The following is a 23,232-nucleotide window of genomic DNA, read 5'->3' as shown; positions in this document are numbered from 1 at the left end:
GGACGCCCGTACTCCGGTACGTCCGGGGAGAACGAGTCAAGTCCGGTCCGGCGCGCCGGGCAACAGCAGGACCCGGCGACTCGGCCGAAAGAGTGAGACCCGGAGGCGTAACCGGGGACCCCGCGGAGGCGTTGTGCTGCATGACGGCCGTGGCGGGGAAGACCCCCGAGCCCCCACCACGGCCGCAGACCACTCCTCGCGGACGGCGTTACGCCAGACCCGCGCGCTCCATCGCCTCGACGCCGGCCCGCAGGGCCGCGAGTCGCTCGTCGAGGGTGAAGCCGGCCGGGGCGAGGGTGAGGGTGGTGACGCCGGCCTCGGCGTAGGCCGTCATCCGCTCGGCGATCCGCTCCACGGAGCCGAGCAGGGCGGTCTGGTCGATCAGGGAGTGCGGCACGGCGGCCGCGGCCCCCGCCTTGTCGCCGGCCAGGTACTTGTCCTGGATCTCGGCGGCCTCCTTCTCGTACCCCATCCGCTGCGCGAGCTGGTTGTAGAAGTTCTGCTTGCGGCTGCCCATGCCGCCGACGTACAGCGCGGTGTACGGGCGGAACACGTCGGCGAGGGCCTTCACGTCCTCGCCCAGGGCGAGCGGCAGGGTGGGGCAGACGTCGAAGCCGTCCATGGTCAGGCCCGCCTTCTCCCGGCCCGCCCGCAGGTGACGGAGCGCGGTCTCCTCCAGGTGGTCGGCGGAGGGGAAGATCAGCAGGGCGCCGTCGGCGATCTCGCCGGTCTGCTCCAGGTTCTTGGGGCCGATGGCGGCGATGTACAGCGGGATGTGCTCGCGCTGCGGGTGGACCGTGAGCTTGATGGGCTTGCCGGGGCCGCCCGGGAGCGGCAGGGTCCAGTGCTCGCCCTCGTAGCTGAGGCGCTCGCGGGTCATGGCCTTGCGGACGATCTCGACGTACTCGCGGGTCCGGGCGAGCGGCTTGTCGAACTTCACGCCGTACCAGCCCTCGGAGACCTGTGGCCCGGAGACACCGAGGCCGAGGCGGAAACGGCCGCCGGTGAGCGAGTCGAGGGTGGCGGCGGTCATCGCCGTCATGGCGGGCTGCCTGGCCGGGATCTGCATGATCGCGGAGCCGACGTCGATCCGCTCGGTCTTCGCCGCGACCCAGGCGAGGACGGTGGGGGCGTCGGAGCCGTACGCCTCCGCGGCCCAGCAGACGTCGTAGCCGAGGCGGTCCGCCTCCTGGGCGACGGCGAGGTTGTCGCCGTCCATGCCGGCGCCCCAGTAGCCGAGGTTGATGCCGAGCCGCATTCCACACACCCCTTACCCATCGGTAACGTCTCTCTGGGCCGGACTCTAGCGCGCGGTCGCGGCATCCGTCAGGGCATGGTTGTCCACAGGCTCTCTCCGCGTGGTGCCCTGGCCAGTAATCTCGCGCCCATGGAGCAGAGGCATCTCGGACGTACCGGCCTGCGTGTGTCGCGCATCGGACTCGGCACCCTCACCTGGGGCCGGGACACCGACGAGCACGACGCCGCCGAGCAGTTGAAGGCGTTCTGGGACGCGGGCGGCACGCTCGTGGACACCGCCGACGTGTACGGCGGGGGCGAGGCGGAGTACCTGCTCGGCCGCCTCATGGACCGGCTGGTCCCCCGACAGGACCTCGTCCTGTCCACCAAGGCGGGCAGCGTGCCGGACCCCGACCGGCGCATCGACGGCTCGCGCGGACACCTGCTCGCCGCGCTCGACGCCTCCCTCGCCCGGCTCGGCACCGACCACGTCGATCTCTGGCAGCTGCACGCCTTCGACCCGCACACGCCCCTGGAGGAGTCCCTCCAGGCACTCGACATCGCCGTACGTACCGGGCGCGCCCGGTACGCGGGCGTGGCGAACTTCTGCGGCTGGCAGCTGGCCAAGGCCGGCACCTGGCAGCTCGCCGGCGACCGGACCCGCCTCGCCGGGGCCCAGCTGGAGTACTCGCTGCTCCAGCGGGGCGTCGAGCGCGAGGTGCTGCCGGCCGCCCTGGACCTCGGCATGGGCCTGCTGCCCTCGTCACCGCTCGGGCGCGGGGTCCTCACCGGCAAGTACCGCGGCGGGACGCCCACGGACTCCCGGGGCGCCTCGGAGACCATGGCGCCGTTCGTGGAGCCGTACCTGGACGACGCCGCGAGCCGGATCGTCGACGCGGTCACGACGGCCGCCGACGGCCTCGCGACGACACCCCTGCACGTGGCCCTCGCCTGGGTCCGCGACCGGCCCGGGGTGACCGCCCCCATCGTCGGCGCGCGCACGGCGCGGCAGCTCACGGCCGCGTTGTCGGTGGAGACCCTTAGTCTTCCTGACGAGATCTGTCGGGCGCTGGACGATGTGTCGGCGCCCGTGCACCGCTATCCGGATCACGACTGGAGCACCTTGTGACCGAGCCTTCCGGGGAGACCGCGCCCGAGGCCGCGCAGCCCACCGAGGACCCGCAGGAGGAAACCCCCGGGGCCCAGACCCGGACCACCGCCCCGGACGCTCCCGAGGCACCCGACGGACCCGAGGAGCCGGCCACGGCCGAGGAGCCGGAAGCCGCTGAGGAGCCGGAAGCCGCTGAGGACTCAAGAGCCGGCGAGAGGTCGGCGGCCGCCGAAGAGCCGCGGGCAGGCGAGGAGTCGGAGGCCGGTGGAGAGCCGGAAGCCGGTGGAGAGCCGGAAGCCGCTGCCGAGCCGGGTTCGGGTGGGGAGGCCGTCGCCGGGGCGGGCGGCGCGCCGGAGTTGAGCGAGGCGCAGGCCGAGCTGGCCGCGCAGCGGGAGCTGCGGGCGAGGATCGAGGCGCGGAAGGCCGACAAGGACGGCACGGTGTCCAGCGGAGCCAAGCTGAGCGGCACCGCGGCCGACCTGCTCGCGGCGGTGCGGGCCGTGGAGGGCGGCGCGGCCACGGGCAGCGCGTTCTACGAGGCCCCGGAGCCCGCCCCCGGGCGCCCCGCGCCCGAGGCGGTCCCGGCCGCGACCGTACGGCCCCCGGCGCCCGAGCGGGCCGCCGCGCCGACGGCGGGCACCACGGCCGCCGTGCGGGAGGTCCTGGCCAAGGGCGGTGCGCCCGAGGCCCTGGCCGGCCAGGTCGCCGCCGCCCTCGGCGAGAACGCGGCCGCTGCGCTGAGCGAGGACCCGTGGCAGCTGCTCGCGGTCGCCGGGGTGCGCCCGGAGCAGGCCGACGGGTTCGCGCGGGCGCTGCTCGGCGCCGCGTGCGGACCCGACGACCCGCGCCGGACGGTCGCGCTGACGGTGTGGCTGCTCGAGCGGGCCGCCCTCCAGGGGCACACGGCGCTGGAGATCCAGGCCGTGCGCGCCGGACTGGCCGGGCACGCGGTGCCCGACCCGGAGCAGGCCGTGGAGACGGCCGTCTCCGAGGGCGCCGTCCTCGTGTTCCAGGAGGAAGAGGAGGAGGCCGCGGAGCCGGAGTCCGACGAGGACGCCGAGCCCTCCGAGGAGCCCGCGCGGCCCGCCGCGGCGGAGCCGGCCCCGCCCGTGCTGCTCGGGCTCGACCGCTACGCCCTGGCGGAGGAGAGCCTCGCGGACGGTCTGGCCCGCCTGGTCAAGACCGCGACGGCCGACACCTGGGAGGGCTCCGAACTCGAGCGGGCCGCCGGCGCCCACGGTCTCGTCCTGCACACGGGCGGCGAGGCCTCCAGGGCCGAGCCGGTCGCGCTCGCCGAGGCGGCTCGCGCCCGGGGGCTCCGCACCCTGGTCGCCGTCCACACCGACGCCGGACGGTACGCGCTCGGTGCCGCGGGGGCCGCCGCGGTGACGGTCGGCGGCCTGCTCGCCGGGACGGCCGGTCCCGGTCGCGACGAGGACGGTGCCTTCGCCCTGGACCTGCTGGTGGTGCTCGACGCGCCGCAGCTGGACGTGGAGACCGCCGCGATGCTGGTCGAGTCCCTGCCGGACGGCTGCCGCCTGGTGCTCAGCGGCGACCCGGAGGTGCTGGGAGCACCCGGCGCGGGCCGGGTCTTCGCCGACGCGCTCGCCGCCGGGGTCTGCCCCCGTGTCGCCTCCCGCCTCCCCGACCCGGGGCCGCTCGGCGAGCTGGTGTCGGGCATCGGCATCGGCGAGCTGAACCAGGTCGAGGCCCCCGGCAAGGAGGTCGTGATCGTCCCCGTGCGCGACGCCGGCGAGGCCGTGCACCGTACGGTCCAGCTGGTGGCCGACTCGGTGCCCCGGGCCATCGGCGTGCCGTCCGAGCAGACCCAGGTGGTCACCGTCGGGCACGGCGGCTCCGCGGGCACGCGCGCGCTCAACGCCGCCCTCAAGCAGCGGCTCAACCCCGGCCCCGGCCGGTTCGGCGGCTACGACCCCGGTGACCGGGTGGCGTACGCGCCGGTGCCGGGCCGGACGGTGACCGGGACCGTGCTGTCGGCCGACGCCGAGGGCCTGCGCCTGCGGTGCGGGGACGAGGGGGTCCACGTACCGAAGGAGCGCGTGGAGGCGACGCTGCGGCACGGCTGGGCGCTCACCGCGCACCAGACCGCGGGGACGCGCTGGCCCGCCGTCGTCGTCGTCCTGCCCGGCGACGCAGTCGGCGGTCTGAGCCGGCCGTGGGTGTACACGGCCTTCGGCCGGGCCGAACGCCACCTGTCGGTCGTGCACGGCGTGGACCAGGCCCTGGCCCGCGCGGTGGCCGAGGGAGTGGCTCCGGAGCGTACGACACGGCTGCGGCCCCTCCTGGAGGGTCTGCTCGCCGTGCCCGAGGAGTAGGACCGGGGAAACGGCGGAGGGCCGGGACACCGCTCATGCGGTGTCCCGGCCCTCCGCCGTTCACTCAGCGACCGGCGCTCCGGCGTCCCCTCGGGAACCGGCCCTTCGCCACCGGCTCAGGAACCGGCGCTCGCGTGCCGGTCCGCGCCGGTGACGGCCCTCGGCACGCGGGGCCCGTCGTCCCCGTCGCCGTCGAAGTCCGGGTCCTCGTCCTCGTCCTCGTCCTCGTCGAAGACGGAGCTGACGTCGAAGCGGCAGACGAGCCGCTCGGGGTCGGCGTGGTCGAAGGGCGCGTTGAGCCACTCCCCCGGTTCCGGGAGCTCGTCGGCGGCGGTGACCCAGAGGGTGGAGTCGCCCTCCTCCAGGCCGAACTCCTTGTGCCGGGAGGCGATCTCGTCCGGCTCGTACTCGCCGAAGAGCACACCGAGCGCGGCCAGGGGCGAGGCGCCGGCCCGCGCGGCCGCCCCGGTGGCCTCCTCGTCGCCGTCGAGCTCGGCGACGCGCCTGGCCTGGGCGAGCAGGCGCTGTGGTTCCGCCACGGCGTAGTCGCGTCGGATCAGGAGGCTGAGGGCGTGGGGTTCGTCAGGTCCGGCGTACGGCGGCAGGGCACCGTCCGCGCCGGGGATCTCGAAGGGAGTGACCTCGTCGTAGCGGTCGTAGAGGAGTTCGTCGTACGCCTCGGCCGCCGTGGCGAGGGCGTTGAAGGCCTCGTAGACGGCCGTGTCGTCGTCTCCCGTGCGGAGTTCGACCGCCGCGAGGTGACGGTCCAGTGCGGTCTTGACCGCCTCGGCGGCGGCACGTACCTCGGCAGCGGTGGGCTGCGCAGCATCAGACATGGGACAGACGCTATCCGTACCGGGCCCGTGCCCGCACAATAGATGCGATGCCGGAATACGAATTTGTCGATGTGTACGTGCCGCGCGGTGTCTCCCGCAAGGAGGCGGCGCGGCTCCTGACCGACCACGCCGAGTACGGACACTGGGAGTTGGACCGCCTCAGCCTGCACCGTGACGGAAGCCGCAGGGTGCGGCTCAAGCGCCGGATCATCCGCCAGGTCCGGGCGACCTGGTAGGCGACGAGACAGGACAAGGGGCCCCGCGCGTGCGGGGCCCCTGTGCGTGATGCGCGGCGTACGGAGAGCGACGGCGCTCAGGCGGCGCCGCGGGTCCGGCGGTAGATCAGCGAACCCGCGAGCAGCAGCCCCGCGCCGGCCGGGACGATCACCCCGAGCGGACCTGCGCCGGTCTCGGCGAGCTCCTCGGTGGCCCGGGGCGGCGTGATCCCGTGGGGACCGGGCACGTTCGGCCCGCCATCGGTACCGGGAGGCGTCCCCGGGTTACCCGGGTTGCCGGGGTTGCCGGGGTTACCCGGGTTGCCGGGGTTGCCGGGGTTACCCGGGTTGCCGGGGTTGCCGGGGTTACCCGGGTTGCCGGGGTTCCCAGGATTACCGGGGTTACCCGGGTTCCCAGGATTGCCGGGGTTACCCGGGTTCCCAGGATTGCCGGGGTTACCCGGGTTCCCAGGATTGCCGGGGTTGCCGGGGTTACCCGGGTTCCCGGGCTCCTCCTCCCCGTACCCCGTATTGCCGCCGCCGTTCCCGCAGTCGTTGTCCGCCACGGCGTTGCCGAGGCCGACGCCGGTGAAGCTGGTGCCGCAGACGTTCACGGGGACGTCGATCGGCACCTGGACGGTGTTGCCGGAACCCACGCCGGGAGAGTCACTGGTGTGCCCGCTCGCGGACGAGCCGCTTCCGTAGCCGGAGGTGTCGGCACACTTGTTGCCCATCGCCGGATTCATCAGTCCGACGACGTTGACGGTGTTTCCGCAGGCGTTCACCGGCACGTGCACCGGGACCTGGACGGAATTCCCGGACGCGACGCCCGGGGAATTCGTGGCCGTTCCGTTCGCTCCGGAATCGGCGTGCGCATAACCGCCCCCGACGGCGGCGAAAACGCCTCCGGCGGCCGCCACGGTGATAAGGCCCTTGCGCGTGACCTGTCGCATAGCTGTTCCCTGCTGCTCGGCTTCGAAAGAGTGCCACCGGGCGGAACACCCGGGGCGGAAATGGCCACCGGCCCCGGAGTGCATGGCACGCACTCCGGGGCCGGACCGGCTCACACCCTCACGGGGCGAGGCCCAACGTCAGGCGTTGACGCAGGTGTTGCCGAAGGCGGGGTTCAGCAGCCCGATCACGGAGACCGTGTTGCCGCACACGTTCACGGGGACGTGAACCGGCACCTGGACGACGTTGCCCGAAAGGACACCGGGGGAACCGATGGCGGCACCCTGGGCACCCGCGTCGGCAACGGCCATGCCCGCACCCGCGAGAACGAGACCGCCCGTGGCAGCCGCAGCAGCGACGACCTTCTTGATCATTATTCCTCCTAGTTGGAAATGCGGCCCCAGCCGCGGACCGCACACCTGTAACGAGGGGGAATGGTGGGGGCTACGAGCCCCCGTGTTCATTCACTCTTTCCGGTCACATGCAAACGCACGGACGAATCCGACGGATCCATCGCCTCCGCGTCAGCAGGCGTCGATGAAGCGGTCCAGGACGCGCACGCCGAACTTCAGGCCGTCGACCGGCACCCGCTCGTCGACGCCGTGGAACATGCCGGCGAAGTCGAGCTCCGGCGGCAGCTGGAGCGGGGCGAAGCCGAAGCAGCGGATGCCGAGGTCGTCGAAGGACTTGGCGTCGGTGCCGCCGGAGAGCATGTAGGGCACGGCGCGGGCGATCGGGTCCTCGGCGCGCAGGGCCAGCTGCATGGCGTCGACCAGGGCGCCGTCGAAGCCGGTCTCCAGGGCCTTGTCGCCGTGCACGTCCTCGCGCTTCACGCGCGGGCCGAGGATCCGGTCGAGGTCGGCCAGGAACTCCTGCTCGTACCCGGGCAGGAAGCGGCCGTCGACGTGCGCCGTGGCCTGGCCGGGGATCACGTTCACCTTGTAGCCGGCGCCGAGCATGGTCGGGGCGGCGGAGTTGCGCAGGGTGGCGCCGACCATCTTGGCGATGCCGCCGAGCTTGGCGAGGGTGCCGTCCATGTCCTCGGGGTCGAGCGGGGTGCCCAGCGCGTCCGAGAGCTCGTCCAGGAACGACCGCACGGTCTTGGTGACCCTCACCGGCCACTGGTGGCGGCCGAGGCGGCCCACGGCCTCGCAGAGCTCCGTGATGGCGTTGTCGTCGTTCGTCATCGAGCCGTGGCCCGCGGTGCCCTCGACGGTCAGCCGCATCCAGTGCATGCCCTTCTGCGCCGTCTCGACCAGGTAGAGCCGCAGGTTCTCGTTGACCGTGAAGGAGAAGCCGCCGACCTCGCCGATCGCCTCGGTGACCCCGTCGAAGAGGTCCCGGTGCTTGTCGACCAGGTGCCGGGCGCCGTACGTGCCGCCCGCCTCCTCGTCGGCGAGGAAGGCGAGGACGATGTCGCGCGGGGGCTTGCGGCCGCTGCGCAGCCGGTCCCGTACGACCGCGAGGGTCATCGCGTCCATGTCCTTCATGTCGACGGCCCCGCGGCCCCACACGCACCCGTCGGCGACCTCGCCGGAGAACGGGTGGTGCGTCCAGTCCTCGGCGTTGGCCGGGACCACGTCGGTGTGCCCGTGGATGAGCAGGGCGGGCTTCGACGGGTCCTCGCCCTCGATGCGGGCCACGGTGGAGGCCCGCCCCCGGTGCGACTCGATGATCTTCGGTTCGAGCCCGACCTCCGCGAGCTTCTCGGCGACGTACTCGGCCGCCGCGCGCTCACCCGGGCCCGAGTGGTCGCCGTAGTTGCTGGTGTCGATGCGGATGAGTTCGCTGCAGAGGTCGACGACCTCGTCCTCGCCCCTGACGCCCTGGCCCGTCTTCGACTCGCTCACGCTGCTTCCTCCCACTACGTGCCCCATGTACTTGCCGACCGGTCGCCCCCATCCTCCCGCGTGTCCCCCTCACCCCCCAAGGGCACCCGTCGGCCGACATGCGGACGTCACATGACGGCGGCCGGACACCCCCCGACCTGGGGGTGTGATCGGCCCCCTCAGATCTTTGCTATTGTTCTGTTCGTCGGAAGGGCCGAGCGGCCAGGAAGACAAGACACCTGGTCCGGGTGGCGGAATGGCAGACGCGCTAGCTTGAGGTGCTAGTGCCCTTTATCGGGCGTGGGGGTTCAAGTCCCCCCTCGGACACCAGCGAAAGACCCCACGTCATGTGGGGTCTTTCTCGTTACGGCGGTAGGACCCGGTGCGACGCAGAACCAAGGCCCCTTCCTCCCCGCTCCCCCAGCGGGACGGGATCGATCCCGTGCGGGTGCGGCTGCCGGAGGACCCCGAGGGGGTCTGGGGGACCGTGCGGGAGCACCTGCTCGACCGGTACGCGGGCGCGATCGGTGCCGAGCGGGTCGAGGCGATGCTGCGGAATGGCCGGTTCGTGGGGGTGGACGGCCCCGTGCGCGGGGACGAGCCGTACGCCGTGGGGCGGTACGTCTGGTTCCACCGGGACTTTCCCGCGGAGCGCGCGGTGCCGTTCCCGATCGGGGTGGTGCACCGCGACGAGCGGATCGTGGTGGCGGACAAGCCGCACTTCCTGGCCACGATGCCGCGGGGGCGGCATGTGACGGAGACGGCGCTGGCGCGGCTGCGGAGGGATCTCGGGCTGCCGCGCCTGCAGCCCGCGCATCGACTGGACCGGCTGACGGCCGGGCTGGTGCTGTTCGTGGTGCGGGAGGAGGACCGGGGGGCGTATCAGACGCTGTTCCGGGACCGGGCGGTGCGCAAGGAGTACGAGGCGGTGGCCGGGTACGCGCCGGGGGTCGAGCTGCCGGTGACGGTGCGGAGCCGCATCGAGAAGGAGCGCGGGGTGATGGCGGCCCGGGAGGTGGCGGGCGAGCCGAACGCGGAGAGCCGGATATCGCTGGTGGAGCACGCGGGAGGTCTCGGCCGGTACCGGCTGGAGCCGGTGACCGGGCGGACCCATCAGCTGCGGGTGCACATGAACGCGCTGGGACTGCCGATCATGCACGATCCGGTGTATCCGGTGGTGTGCGAGGACGGGCCGGAGGACTTCGGACGGCCGCTGCAACTGCTGGCGCGGACGCTGGAGTTCACCGACCCGTTCACGGGTGGGGAGATGCGGTTCGAGAGCCGGCTGGCTCTCAGTGGCCTCGGTTGATCCACTCCTGGAGGTGCGGGGCCTCGTCCCCGATGGTGGTGGTGTCGCCGTGTCCGGTGCGGACCACCGTCTCCGGCGGGAGGGTCAGGAGCTTCTCGCGGATCGAGCCGACGATCGTCGGGAAGTCGGAGAAGGACCGGCCGGTGGCGCCGGGGCCGCCCTGGAAGAGGGTGTCGCCGGTGAAGACCGTGCCGAGGTCGGGGGCGTACAGGCTGACCGCGCCGGGGGCGTGACCCGGGGTGTGGAGGACGGTCAGGTCGGTGCCGGCGATGGTGAGGACCTGGCCGTCGGCGAGGTCGCCGTCGGGGCTGTGGTCGGGGTGGGTCTGCTTCCAGAGCGGCTGGTCGGCGGGGTGGAGCAGGATGCGGGCCCCGGTGGCGGCCGCGAGCGCCGGGGCGGCGTCCACGTGGTCGTTGTGGGCGTGGGTGCAGACGATGGCGCGCAGGGTGCGGCCGTCGAGGGCGGCGAGGATGGCGTCGGCGTCGTGGGCGGCGTCGATGACGATGGCCTCGGTGTCGTCGCCGACGATCCAGACGTTGTTGTCGACGTCCCAGGTGCCGCCGTCGAGGCTGAAGGTGCCGGAGGTGACGAGGTGGTCGATGCGGGCGGTCATCACAGCACCACCACCGAGCGCAGGACGTCGCCCTCGTGCATGCGGGCGAAGGCCTTCTCGACGTCGCCGAGGCCGATGGTCTCGGTGACGAAGGCGGCGAGGTCGATGCGGCCCTGCTGGTGCAGGTCGATGAGCATCGGGAAGTCGCGGGACGGCAGGCAGTCGCCGTACCAGGAGGACTTGAGGGAGCCGCCGCGGCCGAAGACGTCGAGGAGCGGGAGTTCGAGCTTCATCTCGGGGCTGGGGACGCCGACGAGGACGACGGTGCCGGCGAGGTCGCGGGCGTAGAAGGCCTGCTCGTACGTCTCCGGGCGGCCGACGGCCTCGATGACGACGTCGGCGCCGAAGCCGCCGGTGAGCTCGCGGATGGCCTCGACGGCGTCGGCGGAGCGGGAGTTGACGGTGTGGGTGGCGCCCATCTCCTTCGCCTTGGCCAGCTTCCGGTCGTCGATGTCGACGGCGATGATCTTCGCGGCTCCGGCGAGGCGGGAGCCGACGACCGCCGCGTCGCCGACGCCGCCGCAGCCGATGACGGCGACGGTGTCGCCGCGGCCGACGTTCCCGGTGTTGATGGCGGCGCCGATGCCGGCCATGACGCCGCAGCCGAGGAGGCCGGCGACCTCGGGGGCGACGGCGGGGTCGACCTTGGTGCACTGGCCCGCGGCGACGAGGGTCTTCTCGGCGAAGGCGCCGATGCCGAGGGCCGGGGAGAGTTCCGTGCCGTCGAGCAGGGTCATCCTCTGCTTCGCGTTGTGGGTGGCGAAGCAGTACCAGGGGCGACCGCGCAGACAGGCGCGGCAGGTGCCGCACACGGCACGCCAGTTGAGGATCACGAAGTCGCCGGGGGTCACGTCGGTGACGCCCTCGCCGACCGACTCGACGATTCCCGCGGCCTCGTGGCCGAGCAGGAAGGGGAACTCGTCGTTGATGGCGCCCTGCTTGTAGTGGAGATCGGTGTGGCAGACGCCGCAGGCCTGGATCTTCACGACGGCCTCACCGGGGCCGGGATCGGGGATGACGATGGTCTCGACCCGTACCGGTTCGTTCCTGCCCGGGGCGATGACCCCCTGGACGTGCTGCGGCATCGCGAACTTCCTTTTCTCCGACCGGATCTTGTAAGGCTCCTGCGTACCACTATCTCCTGACAAAAGGCGAGACCCCCGCAGGCCGTGCCCGCGGGGGTCCCGCCGTTCCCGTGGGGGAAGGTCAGCTCTGGTGCGTCTCCGCGGTCGCGCGGACCCGGCGGCGGACCAGGAACCAGCCGCCGGTGAGCGCGGCCGCGATGAGGGGCAGGCAGTTCACCGTGGTGCGGCTGATGCCGCCGTCCATCCACATCAGGACGAGGACGGAGGCGAGGAAGACGATGGTGACGATCTGGGTGTACGGGGCCCAGGGGAGGTTGTAGCCGGGGCGGGTGAGCTTGCCCTGCTCGGCGCTGCGCCAGAAGAGCAGCGAGCAGATCATGATCATGGCCCAGGTGCCGATGATGCCGATGGAGGCGAAGTTGAGGACCAGCTCGAAGGCCTCGCCGGGCATGACGTAGTTGAGGGCGACGCCGAGGACGCCGAAGGCCGCGGTGAGCAGGATGCCGCCGTAGGGGACACCGCCCTTGTTCATGACGCCGGTGAACTTGGGCGCCGAGCCGGCGAGCGACATGGAGCGCAGGATGCGGCCGGTGGAGTACAGGCCGGAGTTGAGGCTGGAGAGGGCGGCGGTGAGGACGACGAGGTTCATCACGCCGGCGGCGCCGGGGATGCCCAGCTTGTCGAAGACGGTGACGAAGGGGCTCTGGTCGCCGGAGTAGGCCGTGTACGGCAGGAGCACGGCGAGCAGGACGACCGAGCCGACGTAGAAGAGGCCCACGCGCCACATGATCGAGTTGATCGCCTTCGGCATGATCTTCTCGGGGTTCTCGGTCTCACCGGCGGCGACGCCGCAGAGCTCGACGGAGGCGTAGGCGAAGACGACGCCCTGGATGAGCAGCAGCATCGGCATCATGCCGTTGGGGAAGATGCCGCCGTTGTCGCTGATGTTGGCGAGGCCGGGGGTGTGGCCGCCGATGTCGTGCGAGGTCACGATGAGGAAGATGCCGACGAGCATGAAGGCGACCAGGGCGGCGACCTTGACGATCGCGAACCAGAACTCCATCTCGCCGAAGTACTTCACCGAGATGAGGTTGGCGGCGAGGACGACCGCGAGGGCGATCAGGGCGAGGATCCACTGCGGGACGTCGCTGAACATCGACCAGAAGTGGGCGTAGGTGGCGGCCGCGGTGATGTCGGCGACGGCGGTGGTCGACCAGTTGAGGAAGTAGAGCCAGCCGGCCGTGTAGGCGCCCTTCTCGCCCATGAACTCACGGGCGTAGGAGACGAAGGCGCCCGAGGAGGGGCGGTAGAGCACGAGTTCACCGAGGGCGCGCACCACGAAGAAGGCGAAGACGCCGCAGACCGCGTAGGCGATGAAGAGGGAGGGTCCCGCCTGGGACATCCGGCCGCCGGCGCCCAGGAAGAGGCCGGTGCCGATGGCGCCGCCGATGGCGATCATGTTGATGTGCCGGGACTTGAGGTCCTTGCGGTATCCGGCGTCGCCTGCGTCGACGTGGGGGGCTGCGGCCGGGTTCGCCGAGGCGGCGGACAGGGGCTCGGCCGCGATGACGCGGTCAGTCATGGAGTTGTTCGCCTTCGTGAGGGGAGCTGTGCGGTGCCCGGCCGTGCCCGGTGGGGGGTTTCCCCGGCACGGCCAGCGCACATCCTCACGGCAGGTGATGCGGATGACAGTGGCGCATGTCACTGAACGCCCATATTTGAGCTAGTTCAGAGCTTACGGAGCCAGTACGTCCAGTTCCTGGAGGGCGCCGACCGCGATCTGCCGGGTGAGCTCCTCGGCGCGGGCCGCGTCCCGCTCCCGTACGGCCTCGGCGACCTGGACGTGGAGGGTGACCGCGGCCGGGTCGGGGTCCTCGAACATCACGTGGTGGTGGGTGCGGCCGGTGAGGACCTCGGCGACGACGTCGCCGAGGCGGGCGAACATCTCGTTCCCGGAGGCGTTGAGGACGACCCGGTGGAAGGCGATGTCGTGGACGAGGTACTCCTCCAGCCGCCGGCCGCGCGAGGTGGCGACCATCCCGAGGGCCTGCTCGGTGAGCTCGCGGCACTGGTCGGGGGTGGCGTGGAGCGCGGCCAGTCCGGCGGCGACGGGTTCGACGGCCGAGCGGAGCACGGTGAGCGAGCGGAGCTGGCGGGGCCGGTCCGCTCCGGCCAGGCGCCAGCGGATGACCTGGGGGTCGTACACGTTCCAGCTGGCGGTCGGGAGGACGGTCACGCCGACGCGGCGGCGGGACTCGACCAGGTGCATGGACTCCAGGACGCGGACGACCTCGCGGACCACGGTCCGGGAGACGTCGAAGCGCTGGGCGAGCTCGTCGGTGCGCAGCACGGTGCCGGGCGGGTACTCCCCCGCGGTGATCGCGAGACCCAGGGTGGCCAGGACGTGTGAGTGAAGCCCCTGAGCCGGTGTCGTCATGGTGATCAGCCTATGCGCGCGGGTCCCCGTGATCACACCCGGAACGAAAAGTACGACTTTTATGTCACAGCCTCTTGAATACGTCGTACCCAATGGGTTTCATGAGCGCGACGGATTCACCGAATCGATGTCGATGAAGACAGCGAGGCACCCCCATGAGCACCACCCCCCTCACCGCACCCCCGGTCGTCGTCGTGATGGGCGTCGCCGGAACCGGCAAGACCACCATCGGTCCGCTGGTCGCGGAGGCGCTCGCCCTCCCGTACGCGGAGGGCGACGACTTCCACCCGGCGGCGAACGTCGCCAAGATGTCGGCCGGCGTCCCGCTGGACGACGCGGACCGGGGGCCCTGGCTCGACGCCATCGGAGCGTGGGCCCACGGCCGGGCCGGGCTCGGCGGCGTGGTGAGCAGCTCCGCGCTGAAGCGGGCCTACCGGGACCGGCTGCGTGCCGCCGCACCCGGGGTCGTCTTCCTGCATCTGACCGGTGACCGGGAGCTGATCGAGTCGCGGATGGCCGCACGCAAGGGCCATTTCATGCCCACCGCGCTCCTCGACTCCCAGTTCGCCACCCTGCAGCCGCTGCAGGACGACGAGGCCGGCGTCGCCGTCGACGTCTCCGGCACCCCCGAGGAGATCACCGCCCGGGCCGTCACCGCGCTGCGCGGCCTGCCCCGCTGACCTTCCTCCGCACCCCCGTCCCCCGCCCTCCCGCCCGTACGAAGGACCCACCGTGACCAGTCTCAGTGTCGAGATCCTGGCAGCGGACGCCGCCGAACCGATCACCTCGGCAGGCAACGCCCAGCTCGGCATCGCCGTGCTCGCCGGCATCGCCGTCATCGTCCTGCTCATCACCAAGTTCAAGATGCACGCGTTCCTGGCGCTGACCATCGGGTCGCTGGCGCTCGGCGCGTTCGCGGGCGCCCCGCTCGCCGACACCATCAAGTCGTTCAGCACGGGCCTCGGCAACACCGTGGCCGGGGTGGGCGTGCTCATCGCGCTCGGCGCGATCCTCGGCAAGCTCCTCGCCGACTCCGGCGGCGCCGACCAGATCGTCGACACGATCCTGGCGAAGACCGGCAAGCGGGCCATGCCGTGGGCGATGGTCCTGATCGCCTCCGTGATCGGCCTGCCGCTCTTCTTCGAGGTCGGCATCGTGCTGCTGATCCCGGTCGTGCTCATGGTCGCCAAGCGCGGCAACTACTCGCTGATGCGGATCGGCATCCCGGCCCTCGCGGGCCTGTCCGTGATGCACGGCCTGATCCCGCCGCACCCCGGCCCGCTCGTCGCGATCGACGCGGTCGGGGCCAACCTCGGCGTGACCCTCGCGCTCGGCCTGGTCGTCGCCATCCCGACGGTGATCATCGCCGGCCCGGTCTTCTCCAGGTACGCCGCCCGCTGGGTCGACATCCAGGCTCCGGAGAAGATGATCCCGACGCGGCCCTCCGAGGACCTCGAGAAGCGTCCCGGCTTCGGCGCCACCGTCGCGACCATCCTGCTGCCGGTCGTCCTGATGCTGGTCAAGGCACTCGTCGACATCGTGGTCGACGATCCCGAGAACGGCGTGCAGAAGGTCACCGACGTCATCGGCTCGCCGCTGATCGCCCTGCTCGCGGCCGTCATAGTCGGCATGTTCACCCTGGGCAGGGCGGCCGGCTTCACCAAGGAGCAGCTCTCCTCCACCGTCGAGAAGTCCCTCGCTCCCATCGCCGGCATCCTGCTCATCGTCGGCGCGGGCGGCGGCTTCAAGCAGACCCTGATCGACATCGGCGTCGGCCAGATGATCCTCGACCTCTCGAAGAGCTGGTCGATCCCGGCCCTGCTGCTCGCCTGGCTGATCGCGGTCGCGATCCGGCTCGCGACCGGCTCGGCCACGGTGGCGACGATCTCGGCGGCCGGCCTGGTGGCCCCGCTCGCCGAGGGCATGTCGACCGGCGAGGTGTCGCTGCTCGTCCTCGCGATCGGCGCCGGCTCGCTCTTCTTCAGCCACGTCAACGACGCCGGGTTCTGGCTGGTGAAGGAGTACTTCGGCATGAGCGTCGGCCAGACGGTCAAGACCTGGTCGGTGATGGAGACGATCATCTCGGTGGTCGGCATCGCGATCGTGCTGCTGCTGTCGCTGGTGTTGTAGCCCGGCTCCTCGCGTACGGCTCCGAAGGCCGGTCGTGGCCGACGAACCGTCGGCCACGACCGGCCCTCACGCGCTCGTGGCTGACAGACTGTCGGCCATGACCGGCCCTCACGCGCTCAAGCCCTTCCTCCACGCCTTCCCCGGCCCCCTCCGGGACCGGCTCGTCGCCGCCGTCCTCTCCGGCGAGAAGACCGCCACCACGGGGCTCCTGGCCGAATGGCTGGTCGAGGGCGAGGACCTGCCCGAGGCCGGCGAGCGCTCGGCCCTGATCGACTCGGCCGGCCGCGAGGTCGCCGTCGTCGAGGTGACGGACGTCCAGGTCCTCGCCCTCGGCGAGGCCGACCTGCGGCTCGCCCTCGACGAGGGCGAGGGCTACCTGTCGGTCCCCCAGTGGCGCGCCGCCCACGAGGGCTTCTGGCACGGCGACGAGATGCGCCAGGGACTCGGGGACCCCGACTTCACCGTGGACGACGGGACGATGCTGGTGGTGGAACGGTTCCGGGTGGTGGAGCGACTTCAGGAGGGCTGAGCACCGAGCACGACGAGGAGCCGTTCCGCCGGGTCGCGAACATCCCCGCTCTCGCCGGACCCGGCGGCGCGACGGGGAGCCGTTCCGCCACGCCGCGGACGTCCCCGCTCTCGCCGGACCCGGCGGGGCGACGGGGAGCGGGAGGCGTCCCGGTCACCCGTCGCGCCACCTCGTCGCCCCGGCCCGGCGGGGTGCTCCGCGTCAGCCGACCGCCTTGGCGGCGGCCCGGCCCGCGGCGCGTCCGGAGAAGATGCAGCCGCCGAGGAAGGTGCCTTCGAGGGAGCGGTAGCCGTGGACGCCGCCCCCGCCGAAGCCGGCGGCTTCCCCCGCCGCGTACAGGCCCTGGAGGGGCTCGCCGGTGGCCGTGAGGACGCGGGAGTCGAGGTCGGTCTCCAGGCCGCCGAGGGACTTGCGGGTGAGGATGTTGAGGCGTACGGCGATGAGCGGGCCTGCCTTGGGGTCGAGGATGCGGTGGGGCGTCGCCGTGCGGATGAGCTTGTCGCCGAGGTACTTGCGGGCGCCGCGGACGGCGGTCACCTGGAGGTCCTTGGTGAAGGGGTTGGCGATCTCGCGGTCGCGGGCGGTGATCTCGCGCCGGAGGGCGTCCTCGTCGATCAGCGGCTCGTCGGTGAGCGCGTTCATGCCGCGGACGAGGGCGGAGAGGTCGTTCTCGACGACGAAGTCGACGCCCCGGTCCATGAAGGCCTGGACGGGTGCGGGCACGTCGGCGCGGGCGCGGCCGAGGACGCCGCGGACGGACTTGCCGGTGAGGTCGGGGTTCTGTTCGGAGCCGGAGAGGGCGAACTCCTTGCCGATGATCCGCTTGTCGAGGACGAACCAGGTGTGGTCGTGGCCGGTCCGCATGATGTGTTCGAGGGTGCCGAGGGTGTCGAAGCCCGGGAAGAGCGGGACGGGCAGCCGCTTGCCGGTAGCGTCGAGCCACAGGCTGGACGGGCCGGGCAGGATGCGGATGCCGTGCCGGACCCAGATCGGGTCCCAGTTCTCGATGCCCTCGGTGTAGTGCCACATCCGGTCGCTGTTGATGTGGTGCGCGCCGGCCTTCTCGGCGATGCCGAGCATGAGGCCGTCGACGTGGGCGGGGACGCCGGAGAGCATGCGGGCGGGCGGGGTGCCGAGGCGGGCGGGCCACTGGGCCCGGACGAGGTCGTGGTTGCCGCCGATGCCGCCCGAGGTGACGATCACCGCCTGGGCGCGCAGCTCGAAGGAACCGGTGGCCTCGCGGCCGCTGGCGGTGCCGCGGGCGGCGGTGGACGGTTCCAGGATCTCGCCGGTGACGGTGTCGAGGGCCCCGCCCGTGCGGCCGAGGGCGGTGACCCGGTGGCGGAAGCGGAGCTGGACCAGGCCGCGGGCGACGCCCTCGCGGACCCGCCGCTCGAAGGGGGCGACGAGGCCGGGGCCGGTGCCCCAGGTGATGTGGAAACGGGGCACGGAGTTGCCGTGGCCGTTGGCGTCGTAGCCACCGCGCTCGGCCCAGCCGACGACGGGGAAGAAGCGCACCCCGCGCGCGTGGAGCCAGGAACGCTTCTCGCCGGCGGCGAAGTCGACGTACGCCTCGGCCCACTTCCTCGGCCAGTGGTCCTCGGTCCGGTCGAAGCCGGCGGTGCCGTACCAGTCCTGGAGGGCGAGTTCGCGACTGTCCTTGACGCGCATCCGGCGCTGCTCGGGCGAGTCGACGAGGAAGAGCCCGCCGAAGGACCAGTGGGCCTGGCCGCCGAGGGACTGCTCGGGCTCCTGGTCGAGGAGGATCACGGTGCGGCCGGCGTCGACCAGCTCGGCGGTGGCGACGAGGCCGGCGAGACCGGCCCCGATCACGATCACATCAGCGTCGTAGGACATGGACCGCATCTTGGATACACGGATGTATCGAGTCAACCGTTTCGCCTCGTAAGGCCCCCTCCCGTTTTCTAATGTTGAGCATTAATATGAGGATATGGCTCGAACATCAGGACCCGAGACCCGGGAGAAACTGATCCGCGCGGCGGAGGAGCTCTTCGCCACCCAGGGCGTCGACGGCGCGCAACTCCGCGACATCGTGGCCCGCGCCGGACAGGCGAACCCCTCCGCCGTGCAGTACCACTTCGGCTCGCGCGCCGGCCTCCTCGACGCGGTGATGGCCGGCCGTCAGGCCCGTACGGAAGGCGTGCTCACGCCCCTCCTCGAAGCGCTCGACGTCGAGCCGGGTGCCGGCCGGGACGCCGGGGACGGTCCGGATGCCGGAGACGGTCCGGACGCCGGGGAGAGCTCGGGCGCCGGAGACGGCCCCGGTGACGGTGACGGTGACGGTGACAGTGACGGTGACGAGCTGAAGGGCCTGGTCGCCGCCCTCGTCACGGCCGAGTCGAGCGAGCTGGGCACCGACCGGGGCCGCCGCTGCCTGCGGATCTCCGCCCAGCTCAGCCACGAGAGCGGCGTGCGGACCCGCACCCCGCACCCCACGCTCGCCGGCACCGCCTACTGGCGCCTGATCGAGCGGGTCGCGGACCGGCTCGCCGCCCTCGGACTGCCGGAGCCGCTGCTCCTGGAGCGCCTCGACCTGGCGCTCACCGTGGTGGGCGCGGCCATGGCGGACCGGGCCCGGCAGTACCTCGACGGCACCGAGCCCCTCATCGACGAGGCGCTCTTCCTCGCCGACCTCGTCGAGACCACCACCGCGCTCCTCCGGGCCGCACAGCCCCGGAGCGTCCGAACACCCCGGAGGGACCCTTCATGAACGACCTCACCGGCAAGACCGTCCTCATCACCGGCGGCGCCCGGGGCCTGGGCGCCGAGGCCGCCCGGCAGGCCGTGGCCGCCGGCGCGAACGTCGTCGTCACCGACGTCCTGGACGAGGACGGCAAGGCGACCGCCGACGCGCTCGGCGAGCGGGCGCGCTTCCTCCACCACGACGTGACCTCCGAGGAGGACTGGGCGGCGGCCGTCGCCTACGCGGTGACGGAGTTCGGCGGGCTGCACGGCCTGGTGAACAACGCGGGCATATCCACCGGCGCGTTCCTGGAGACCGAGTCCGTCGAGCACTTCCGCAAGGTCCTCGACATCAACCTGACCGGCGTCTTCATCGGCATGAAGGCCGCGATCCCGGCCATGAGGGAGGCGGGTGGCGGCTCGATCGTCAACATCTCCTCGGCCGCCGGCCTCATGGGACTGGCCCTGACCGCCGGCTACGGAGCCTCCAAGTGGGGCGTGCGCGGCCTGACCAAGATCGGGGCGGTGGAGCTCGGCACGGCGAGGATCCGCGTCAACTCCGTCCACCCGGGCATGACGTACACCCCGATGACGGCCTCCGTCGGCATCGAGCGCGGCGAGGGCAAGTACCCGAACACCCCCATGGGCCGCGTCGGCGAGGCCGACGAGATCGCCGGTGCGGTCGTCTTCCTGCTCTCGGACTCCGCCTCGTACGTGACCGGCGCCGAACTGGCGGTCGACGGCGGCTGGACCACCGGCCCGACGGTCGAGTACGTCATGGGCCGGTGAGCCGTACGCGGCGGGGCGGTGACGTGCGGGCCGCCGCGCCCGCGAGGCCCAGCCGGGCGGCGACGCGGCCCCCGGTCGCGCGGTCGGTACTGGTTGGATGACGGCATGAGCGCCGCTGAAGAGATTCTCGACGTCGTCGACGAGCACGACCGGGTGGTCGGACAGGCTCCGCGCGGGGAGGTGTACGCGCGAGGTCTCATCCACCGCTGCGTCTTCATCCGGGTCCGGGACGCCGAGGGCCGGATGTTCGTCCACCGCCGGACGCCGACGAAGCTGGTCTTCCCCTCCCTGTACGACATGTTCGTGGGCGGTGTCGTCGGCGCCGGCGAGTCCTACGACGAGGCCGCGCTGCGCGAGGCCGAGGAGGAGCTGGGCGTCTCCGGACTGCCCCGGCCCGAGCCGGTGACGAAGTTCCTGTACGACTCCGGGGGCGTGGCCGGCAAGTGGTGGTCGGCGGTGTACGACGTGCGCTGCGAGCTGCCGGTGGACCCGCAGGTCGAGGAGGTCGCCTGGCACGGCTTCCTGACGGACGACGAGGTGCGGGCGCGGCTCGGCACCTGGGAATGGGTGCCGGACGGGCTCGCCGCGTACGAGGAGCTGCGGGCCCGCGAGGCCGGTACGGGCGGCCGGGCGGGCCGATCACCCGGCCGTTAGGGTGCACGTGTGAGCGATTTCGTGCAGACCCTGCGGCTCTGGTTCGCGCCGCAGCGGGTCCGGGACGAGGGCGAGACCCCCGACTACCGCTTCTCCCTCGCCAACGAGCGGACCTTCCTGGCCTGGATCCGGACCGCGCTCGCACTCGTCGGCGGCGGGTTCGCCGTCGACCAGTTCCTGCCCGACCTGCGCTGGGGCGTGCGCGTCGGGCTCGCGCTCGCGCTGCTCGCCGGCGGCGTGCTCTGCGCCCTGCGCGCGGTGAACCACTGGGTGCTCTGCGAGCGGGCCATGCGGCGCGGCGAGGACCTGCCCGGATCCCGCTTCCCCGCGGTGCTGAGCCTCGCCGTGGCCGGTGTCGCGCTCACCATGGTGGTGCTGGTCGTCTTCGGCTGGGCCGGGCGGTGACCGCGCCCGGCGCGGTCCGGGACCCCGGGCTCCAGCCGGAGCGGACCCGGCTCGCGTGGCGGCGTACGACCCTGTCGTGCACGGTCGTCGCCGTACTCGCCGTGAAACTGACCGTCAGCGACGAGATCGGGGCGAAGGAGCTGACCGGCCTCGCGCTGTCGGCGCTGGTCTGGGTCGCGTTCCTGGCCGTGTCCCACCGGCGGATCCGTTCCCTCGGCGCCGCGCGGCCGCTGCCGCTCTCCCACCGCGGCGCGCTGCTCGCGGTGGCGTGCACGATCGCGCTGGCCGTGTTCGGGGCCGCCCTGATCTGGTGAACGACGGACGGGAAGCCGGTGACGCGGCTGAGTCGGTGGCGGGGCGGCCTGGGGCCATGGCGTGTGCTGAGCCGGTGGCGCGGGGGCGGGCTGGGTCCGCGGCGCGGGCCGGGTCCGTGGCACGGGCTGGGGCCATGGCGCGGGTCGAGGCGTGGCGGCCGGGGGCGGGGCCGGTGGGCCGGTGGGCAGGTGGGCCGGTCGGGTCTCGCGGTCGGCGGTGTCCGAATCGCCTACCGATGGGTCCGGTCGCATACTGACGGCGTACAGCAGGCGGCCTGGGGCCGCGTCGGCCGAGCCGGGCTGTGCCCGCGCCCGTGGTCCCGCTGCCGCCGTCGCCGACGGCTGACCAGGGACCACGACCATGACCACCACCAGACCGACCGACCGCATCCCGGGCTTCCAGGGCGCCGTCGTCGGACCCGCCGACCCGGACTACGACACCGTCCGTCGCTGCTTCAACCGGGACCACGACCAGCATCCGGCGCTGATCGCGCGCTGCACGGGCCCCGAGGACGTACGCGCCGCCCTCGGGTACGCCCGGGAGAACGGCCTCGGCGTCGCCGTGCGCGGCGGCGGGCACGCCACCGCGGGCTTCGCGTCCTGCGAGGGCGGGCTCGTCGTCGACACCAGCCCGATGAAGCACGTCGAGATCGACCCGGAGGCCCGCACCGGCCGCTTCGGCGCCGGCCTGACCTGGGGCGAACTGGACGCCGCGACCCAGGAGTCCGGCCTGGCGGTGACCGGCGGCCGGGTGTCCGACACCGGAGTGGCGGGTCTGACGCTCGGCAGCGGGTCCGGCTGGCTGGAGCGGATGTACGGGCCGTCCGCGTGGAACCTGACGTCGGCGGAGGTGGTGACCGCCGACGGGCGGATCCTCCACGCCGACGAGAAGGAGAACCCCGAGCTCTTCTGGGGCCTCCGGGGCGGCGGCGGCAACTTCGGCGTGGTCACGGAGTTCGGCTTCCGGCTGCATCCCGTCGGGCCGCTCCTGTACGCGGGAATGCTCCTGCACCCGAGCGCTGCCGCGGGTCCGCTGGCACGGTTCTACCGGGACTTCCTGGAGCAGGCGCCCGACGAGGTCACCGGGGCCTTCGCCCTGATCACCGCCCCGCCGGAGGAGTTCGTGCCGGAGGAGGCACGGGGCAAGCCGGCCTGTGCCGTGATCGTCGCGTACGTCGGCGACCCCGCCCGGGGCGAGGAGGTCCTGCGACCGCTCGTGGAGTGGGGCGACCCCCTGGTCCGCAAGGTCCAGCCCATGCCGTACACCGCCGTGCAGCGGATGCTCGACGACGGCACGCCGACCGGGGTCAGCGAGTACTTCAAGATCGACTACCTGCCCGAGCTCCCGGACGAGGCGATCGACACCGCGATCGCCCTGGCCGAGTCGGTGAGTTCGCCGATGACGCAGCTCATCTTCTGCCCGCTGAGCGGCGCCATGGACCGCCTCGACGCGGACGCGATGGCCCTCACCGTCCCGCCCACGAAGTGGGTCTACTTCTGCCTGGCCGTCTGGTGGGGCGGCGAAGGCCGCCAGCGGCACATCGGCTGGGCGCGCGACCTCCACGCGGCGCTCCGGCCGTGGACGACCGGCACCTCGGTCCCCAACTTCATCCTCGCCGACGAGGGCGCCCGTCTCCGCTCCTCGTACGGCCCGGAGAAGTACGCCCGCCTGGTCGCCCTGAAGGACCGGTACGACCCCGGAAACGTCTTCGCCCTCAACCAGAACATTCCGCCGAGCGGGTGAGCGCCG

The 23,232-nt window shown here is 72.5% G+C and carries 23 protein-coding genes and 1 tRNA gene; 14 read left to right on the top strand and 10 right to left on the bottom strand.

Annotation, left to right across the window (positions count from 1 at the left end; all coding sequences use genetic code 11):
• Window positions 1-208 precede the first annotated feature (208 nt).
• The gene (locus AC067A_RS27295; RefSeq protein ID WP_479245134.1) at window positions 209-1,258 is read right to left on the bottom strand and encodes an LLM class F420-dependent oxidoreductase; all 1,050 of its coding nucleotides are present in this window, start codon (window positions 1,256-1,258) and stop codon (window positions 209-211) included.
• A gap of 129 nt (window positions 1,259-1,387) precedes the next feature.
• On the opposite strand from AC067A_RS27295, the gene AC067A_RS27290 reads away from it, so the two are divergent.
• Both AC067A_RS27290 and AC067A_RS27285 read left to right on the top strand, forming a co-directional pair.
• Window positions 1,388-2,365, top strand: a complete 978-nt coding sequence (locus AC067A_RS27290; protein WP_479245133.1) for an aldo/keto reductase — start codon at window positions 1,388-1,390, stop codon at window positions 2,363-2,365.
• Window positions 2,362-4,683: a helix-hairpin-helix domain-containing protein gene (locus AC067A_RS27285; RefSeq protein ID WP_479245132.1), complete on the top strand. Its 2,322-nt coding sequence runs from the start codon at window positions 2,362-2,364 to the stop codon at window positions 4,681-4,683. The genes AC067A_RS27290 and AC067A_RS27285 overlap by 4 nt, the downstream gene beginning before the upstream one ends.
• A gap of 116 nt (window positions 4,684-4,799) precedes the next feature.
• Here AC067A_RS27285 and AC067A_RS27280 read toward each other — a convergent pair whose 3' ends face one another.
• Window positions 4,800-5,519, bottom strand: coding sequence for a hypothetical protein (locus AC067A_RS27280; protein WP_479245131.1), 720 nt, complete (start codon window positions 5,517-5,519; stop codon window positions 4,800-4,802).
• Window positions 5,520-5,566: 47 nt separating this feature from the next.
• On the opposite strand from AC067A_RS27280, the gene AC067A_RS27275 reads away from it, so the two are divergent.
• A complete protein-coding gene (locus AC067A_RS27275) occupies window positions 5,567-5,755 on the top strand; it encodes a DUF5703 family protein (protein WP_030692832.1) in 189 nt (62 codons plus the stop codon).
• 77 nt (window positions 5,756-5,832) lie between these two features.
• Here AC067A_RS27275 and AC067A_RS27270 read toward each other — a convergent pair whose 3' ends face one another.
• The 3 genes from AC067A_RS27270 to AC067A_RS27260 form a co-directional block, all read right to left on the bottom strand.
• Window positions 5,833-6,687 carry a chaplin gene (locus tag AC067A_RS27270; protein WP_479245130.1) on the bottom strand — a complete coding sequence of 285 codons (855 nt, stop codon included), beginning with the start codon at window positions 6,685-6,687 and terminating at the stop codon, window positions 5,833-5,835.
• Window positions 6,688-6,825: 138 nt separating this feature from the next.
• Window positions 6,826-7,059, bottom strand: a complete 234-nt coding sequence (gene chpH / locus AC067A_RS27265) for a chaplin ChpH (protein ID WP_015032475.1) — start codon at window positions 7,057-7,059, stop codon at window positions 6,826-6,828.
• A gap of 150 nt (window positions 7,060-7,209) precedes the next feature.
• Complete coding sequence (locus AC067A_RS27260; RefSeq protein ID WP_479245129.1) at window positions 7,210-8,562, bottom strand: M20/M25/M40 family metallo-hydrolase; 1,353 nt, start codon at window positions 8,560-8,562, stop codon at window positions 7,210-7,212.
• A 194-nt stretch (window positions 8,563-8,756) separates the two neighbouring features.
• Here AC067A_RS27260 and AC067A_RS27255 point away from each other — a divergent pair.
• Window positions 8,757-8,844, top strand: a tRNA-Leu gene (locus tag AC067A_RS27255).
• A 52-nt stretch (window positions 8,845-8,896) separates the two neighbouring features.
• Window positions 8,897-9,823 carry a pseudouridine synthase gene (locus tag AC067A_RS27250; protein ID WP_479245128.1) on the top strand — a complete coding sequence of 309 codons (927 nt, stop codon included), beginning with the start codon at window positions 8,897-8,899 and terminating at the stop codon, window positions 9,821-9,823.
• On the opposite strand, the gene AC067A_RS27245 is transcribed toward AC067A_RS27250, so the two are convergent.
• The 4 genes from AC067A_RS27245 to AC067A_RS27230 all read right to left on the bottom strand — a co-directional run bounded on the left by AC067A_RS27245 (window position 9,807) and on the right by AC067A_RS27230 (window position 13,958).
• On the bottom strand, window positions 9,807-10,436 hold the full coding sequence (locus AC067A_RS27245) for an MBL fold metallo-hydrolase (RefSeq protein WP_479245127.1): 630 nt from the start codon (window positions 10,434-10,436) through the stop codon (window positions 9,807-9,809). The genes AC067A_RS27250 and AC067A_RS27245 overlap by 17 nt on opposite strands.
• On the bottom strand, window positions 10,436-11,521 hold the full coding sequence (locus AC067A_RS27240) for an S-(hydroxymethyl)mycothiol dehydrogenase (RefSeq protein ID WP_479245126.1): 1,086 nt from the start codon (window positions 11,519-11,521) through the stop codon (window positions 10,436-10,438). Before AC067A_RS27240 ends, AC067A_RS27245 begins: the two co-directional genes overlap by 1 nt.
• Window positions 11,522-11,642: 121 nt before the next feature.
• Window positions 11,643-13,103 (bottom strand): amino acid permease, encoded by a 1,461-nt coding sequence (locus AC067A_RS27235; RefSeq protein ID WP_479245125.1) that lies wholly within the window; start codon window positions 13,101-13,103, stop codon window positions 11,643-11,645.
• A 153-nt stretch (window positions 13,104-13,256) separates the two neighbouring features.
• Window positions 13,257-13,958 (bottom strand): FadR/GntR family transcriptional regulator, encoded by a 702-nt coding sequence (locus tag AC067A_RS27230; protein ID WP_376484775.1) that lies wholly within the window; start codon window positions 13,956-13,958, stop codon window positions 13,257-13,259.
• A gap of 155 nt (window positions 13,959-14,113) precedes the next feature.
• On the opposite strand from AC067A_RS27230, the gene AC067A_RS27225 reads away from it, so the two are divergent.
• The 3 genes from AC067A_RS27225 to AC067A_RS27215 all read left to right on the top strand — a co-directional run bounded on the left by AC067A_RS27225 (window position 14,114) and on the right by AC067A_RS27215 (window position 16,617).
• Window positions 14,114-14,638, top strand: a complete 525-nt coding sequence (locus AC067A_RS27225; RefSeq protein WP_479245124.1) for a gluconokinase — start codon at window positions 14,114-14,116, stop codon at window positions 14,636-14,638.
• A gap of 52 nt (window positions 14,639-14,690) precedes the next feature.
• Window positions 14,691-16,088 carry a GntT/GntP/DsdX family permease gene (locus AC067A_RS27220; RefSeq protein WP_479245123.1) on the top strand — a complete coding sequence of 466 codons (1,398 nt, stop codon included), beginning with the start codon at window positions 14,691-14,693 and terminating at the stop codon, window positions 16,086-16,088.
• 97 nt (window positions 16,089-16,185) lie between these two features.
• Window positions 16,186-16,617, top strand: a complete 432-nt coding sequence (locus AC067A_RS27215) for an ASCH domain-containing protein (protein WP_479245122.1) — start codon at window positions 16,186-16,188, stop codon at window positions 16,615-16,617.
• 201 nt (window positions 16,618-16,818) lie between these two features.
• On the opposite strand, the gene AC067A_RS27210 is transcribed toward AC067A_RS27215, so the two are convergent.
• A complete protein-coding gene (locus AC067A_RS27210; protein ID WP_479245121.1) occupies window positions 16,819-18,474 on the bottom strand; it encodes an FAD-binding dehydrogenase in 1,656 nt (551 codons plus the stop codon).
• Between the two features lie 94 nt (window positions 18,475-18,568).
• On the opposite strand from AC067A_RS27210, the gene AC067A_RS27205 reads away from it, so the two are divergent.
• The 6 genes from AC067A_RS27205 to AC067A_RS27180 all read left to right on the top strand — a co-directional run bounded on the left by AC067A_RS27205 (window position 18,569) and on the right by AC067A_RS27180 (window position 23,226).
• Complete coding sequence (locus AC067A_RS27205) at window positions 18,569-19,348, top strand: TetR/AcrR family transcriptional regulator (protein ID WP_479245120.1); 780 nt, start codon at window positions 18,569-18,571, stop codon at window positions 19,346-19,348.
• On the top strand, window positions 19,345-20,109 hold the full coding sequence (locus tag AC067A_RS27200; protein ID WP_479245119.1) for a glucose 1-dehydrogenase: 765 nt from the start codon (window positions 19,345-19,347) through the stop codon (window positions 20,107-20,109). The genes AC067A_RS27205 and AC067A_RS27200 overlap by 4 nt, the downstream gene beginning before the upstream one ends.
• A gap of 105 nt (window positions 20,110-20,214) precedes the next feature.
• Window positions 20,215-20,763, top strand: a complete 549-nt coding sequence (locus AC067A_RS27195) for an NUDIX domain-containing protein (RefSeq protein WP_479245118.1) — start codon at window positions 20,215-20,217, stop codon at window positions 20,761-20,763.
• 9 nt (window positions 20,764-20,772) lie between these two features.
• Window positions 20,773-21,168, top strand: a complete 396-nt coding sequence (locus tag AC067A_RS27190; RefSeq protein WP_367820671.1) for a YidH family protein — start codon at window positions 20,773-20,775, stop codon at window positions 21,166-21,168.
• Window positions 21,165-21,482: a DUF202 domain-containing protein gene (locus tag AC067A_RS27185; RefSeq protein ID WP_479245117.1), complete on the top strand. Its 318-nt coding sequence runs from the start codon at window positions 21,165-21,167 to the stop codon at window positions 21,480-21,482. Before AC067A_RS27190 ends, AC067A_RS27185 begins: the two co-directional genes overlap by 4 nt.
• Window positions 21,483-21,843: 361 nt before the next feature.
• Window positions 21,844-23,226 carry an FAD-binding oxidoreductase gene (locus AC067A_RS27180; protein WP_479245116.1) on the top strand — a complete coding sequence of 461 codons (1,383 nt, stop codon included), beginning with the start codon at window positions 21,844-21,846 and terminating at the stop codon, window positions 23,224-23,226.
• The last annotated feature ends 6 nt before the right edge of the window (window positions 23,227-23,232 follow it).

The organism is Streptomyces sp. NPDC043176 (assembly GCF_056436715.1).
This window is presented reverse-complemented; position numbering and strand designations above follow the sequence as displayed.

Bases quoted from the DNA above. Each gene is read 5' to 3' on its own strand.
- AC067A_RS27295 (WP_479245134.1), bottom strand. From the start codon at position 1,258: ATGCGGCTCGGCATCAACCTCGGCTACTGGGGCGCCGGCATGGACGGC.
- AC067A_RS27290 (WP_479245133.1), top strand. From the start codon at position 1,388: ATGGAGCAGAGGCATCTCGGACGTACCGGCCTGCGTGTGTCGCGCATC.
- AC067A_RS27280 (WP_479245131.1), bottom strand. From the start codon at position 5,519: ATGTCTGATGCTGCGCAGCCCACCGCTGCCGAGGTACGTGCCGCCGCC.
- AC067A_RS27275 (WP_030692832.1), top strand. From the start codon at position 5,567: ATGCCGGAATACGAATTTGTCGATGTGTACGTGCCGCGCGGTGTCTCC.
- AC067A_RS27270 (WP_479245130.1), bottom strand. From the start codon at position 6,687: ATGCGACAGGTCACGCGCAAGGGCCTTATCACCGTGGCGGCCGCCGGA.
- chpH (WP_015032475.1), bottom strand. From the start codon at position 7,059: ATGATCAAGAAGGTCGTCGCTGCTGCGGCTGCCACGGGCGGTCTCGTT.
- AC067A_RS27260 (WP_479245129.1), bottom strand. From the start codon at position 8,562: ATGGGGCACGTAGTGGGAGGAAGCAGCGTGAGCGAGTCGAAGACGGGC.
- AC067A_RS27245 (WP_479245127.1), bottom strand. From the start codon at position 10,436: ATGACCGCCCGCATCGACCACCTCGTCACCTCCGGCACCTTCAGCCTC.
- AC067A_RS27240 (WP_479245126.1), bottom strand. From the start codon at position 11,521: ATGCCGCAGCACGTCCAGGGGGTCATCGCCCCGGGCAGGAACGAACCG.
- AC067A_RS27235 (WP_479245125.1), bottom strand. From the start codon at position 13,103: ATGACTGACCGCGTCATCGCGGCCGAGCCCCTGTCCGCCGCCTCGGCG.
- AC067A_RS27230 (WP_376484775.1), bottom strand. From the start codon at position 13,958: ATGACGACACCGGCTCAGGGGCTTCACTCACACGTCCTGGCCACCCTG.
- AC067A_RS27225 (WP_479245124.1), top strand. From the start codon at position 14,114: ATGAGCACCACCCCCCTCACCGCACCCCCGGTCGTCGTCGTGATGGGC.
- AC067A_RS27215 (WP_479245122.1), top strand. From the start codon at position 16,186: ATGACCGGCCCTCACGCGCTCAAGCCCTTCCTCCACGCCTTCCCCGGC.
- AC067A_RS27210 (WP_479245121.1), bottom strand. From the start codon at position 18,474: ATGTCCTACGACGCTGATGTGATCGTGATCGGGGCCGGTCTCGCCGGC.
- AC067A_RS27205 (WP_479245120.1), top strand. From the start codon at position 18,569: ATGGCTCGAACATCAGGACCCGAGACCCGGGAGAAACTGATCCGCGCG.
- AC067A_RS27200 (WP_479245119.1), top strand. From the start codon at position 19,345: ATGAACGACCTCACCGGCAAGACCGTCCTCATCACCGGCGGCGCCCGG.
- AC067A_RS27195 (WP_479245118.1), top strand. From the start codon at position 20,215: ATGAGCGCCGCTGAAGAGATTCTCGACGTCGTCGACGAGCACGACCGG.
- AC067A_RS27180 (WP_479245116.1), top strand. From the start codon at position 21,844: ATGACCACCACCAGACCGACCGACCGCATCCCGGGCTTCCAGGGCGCC.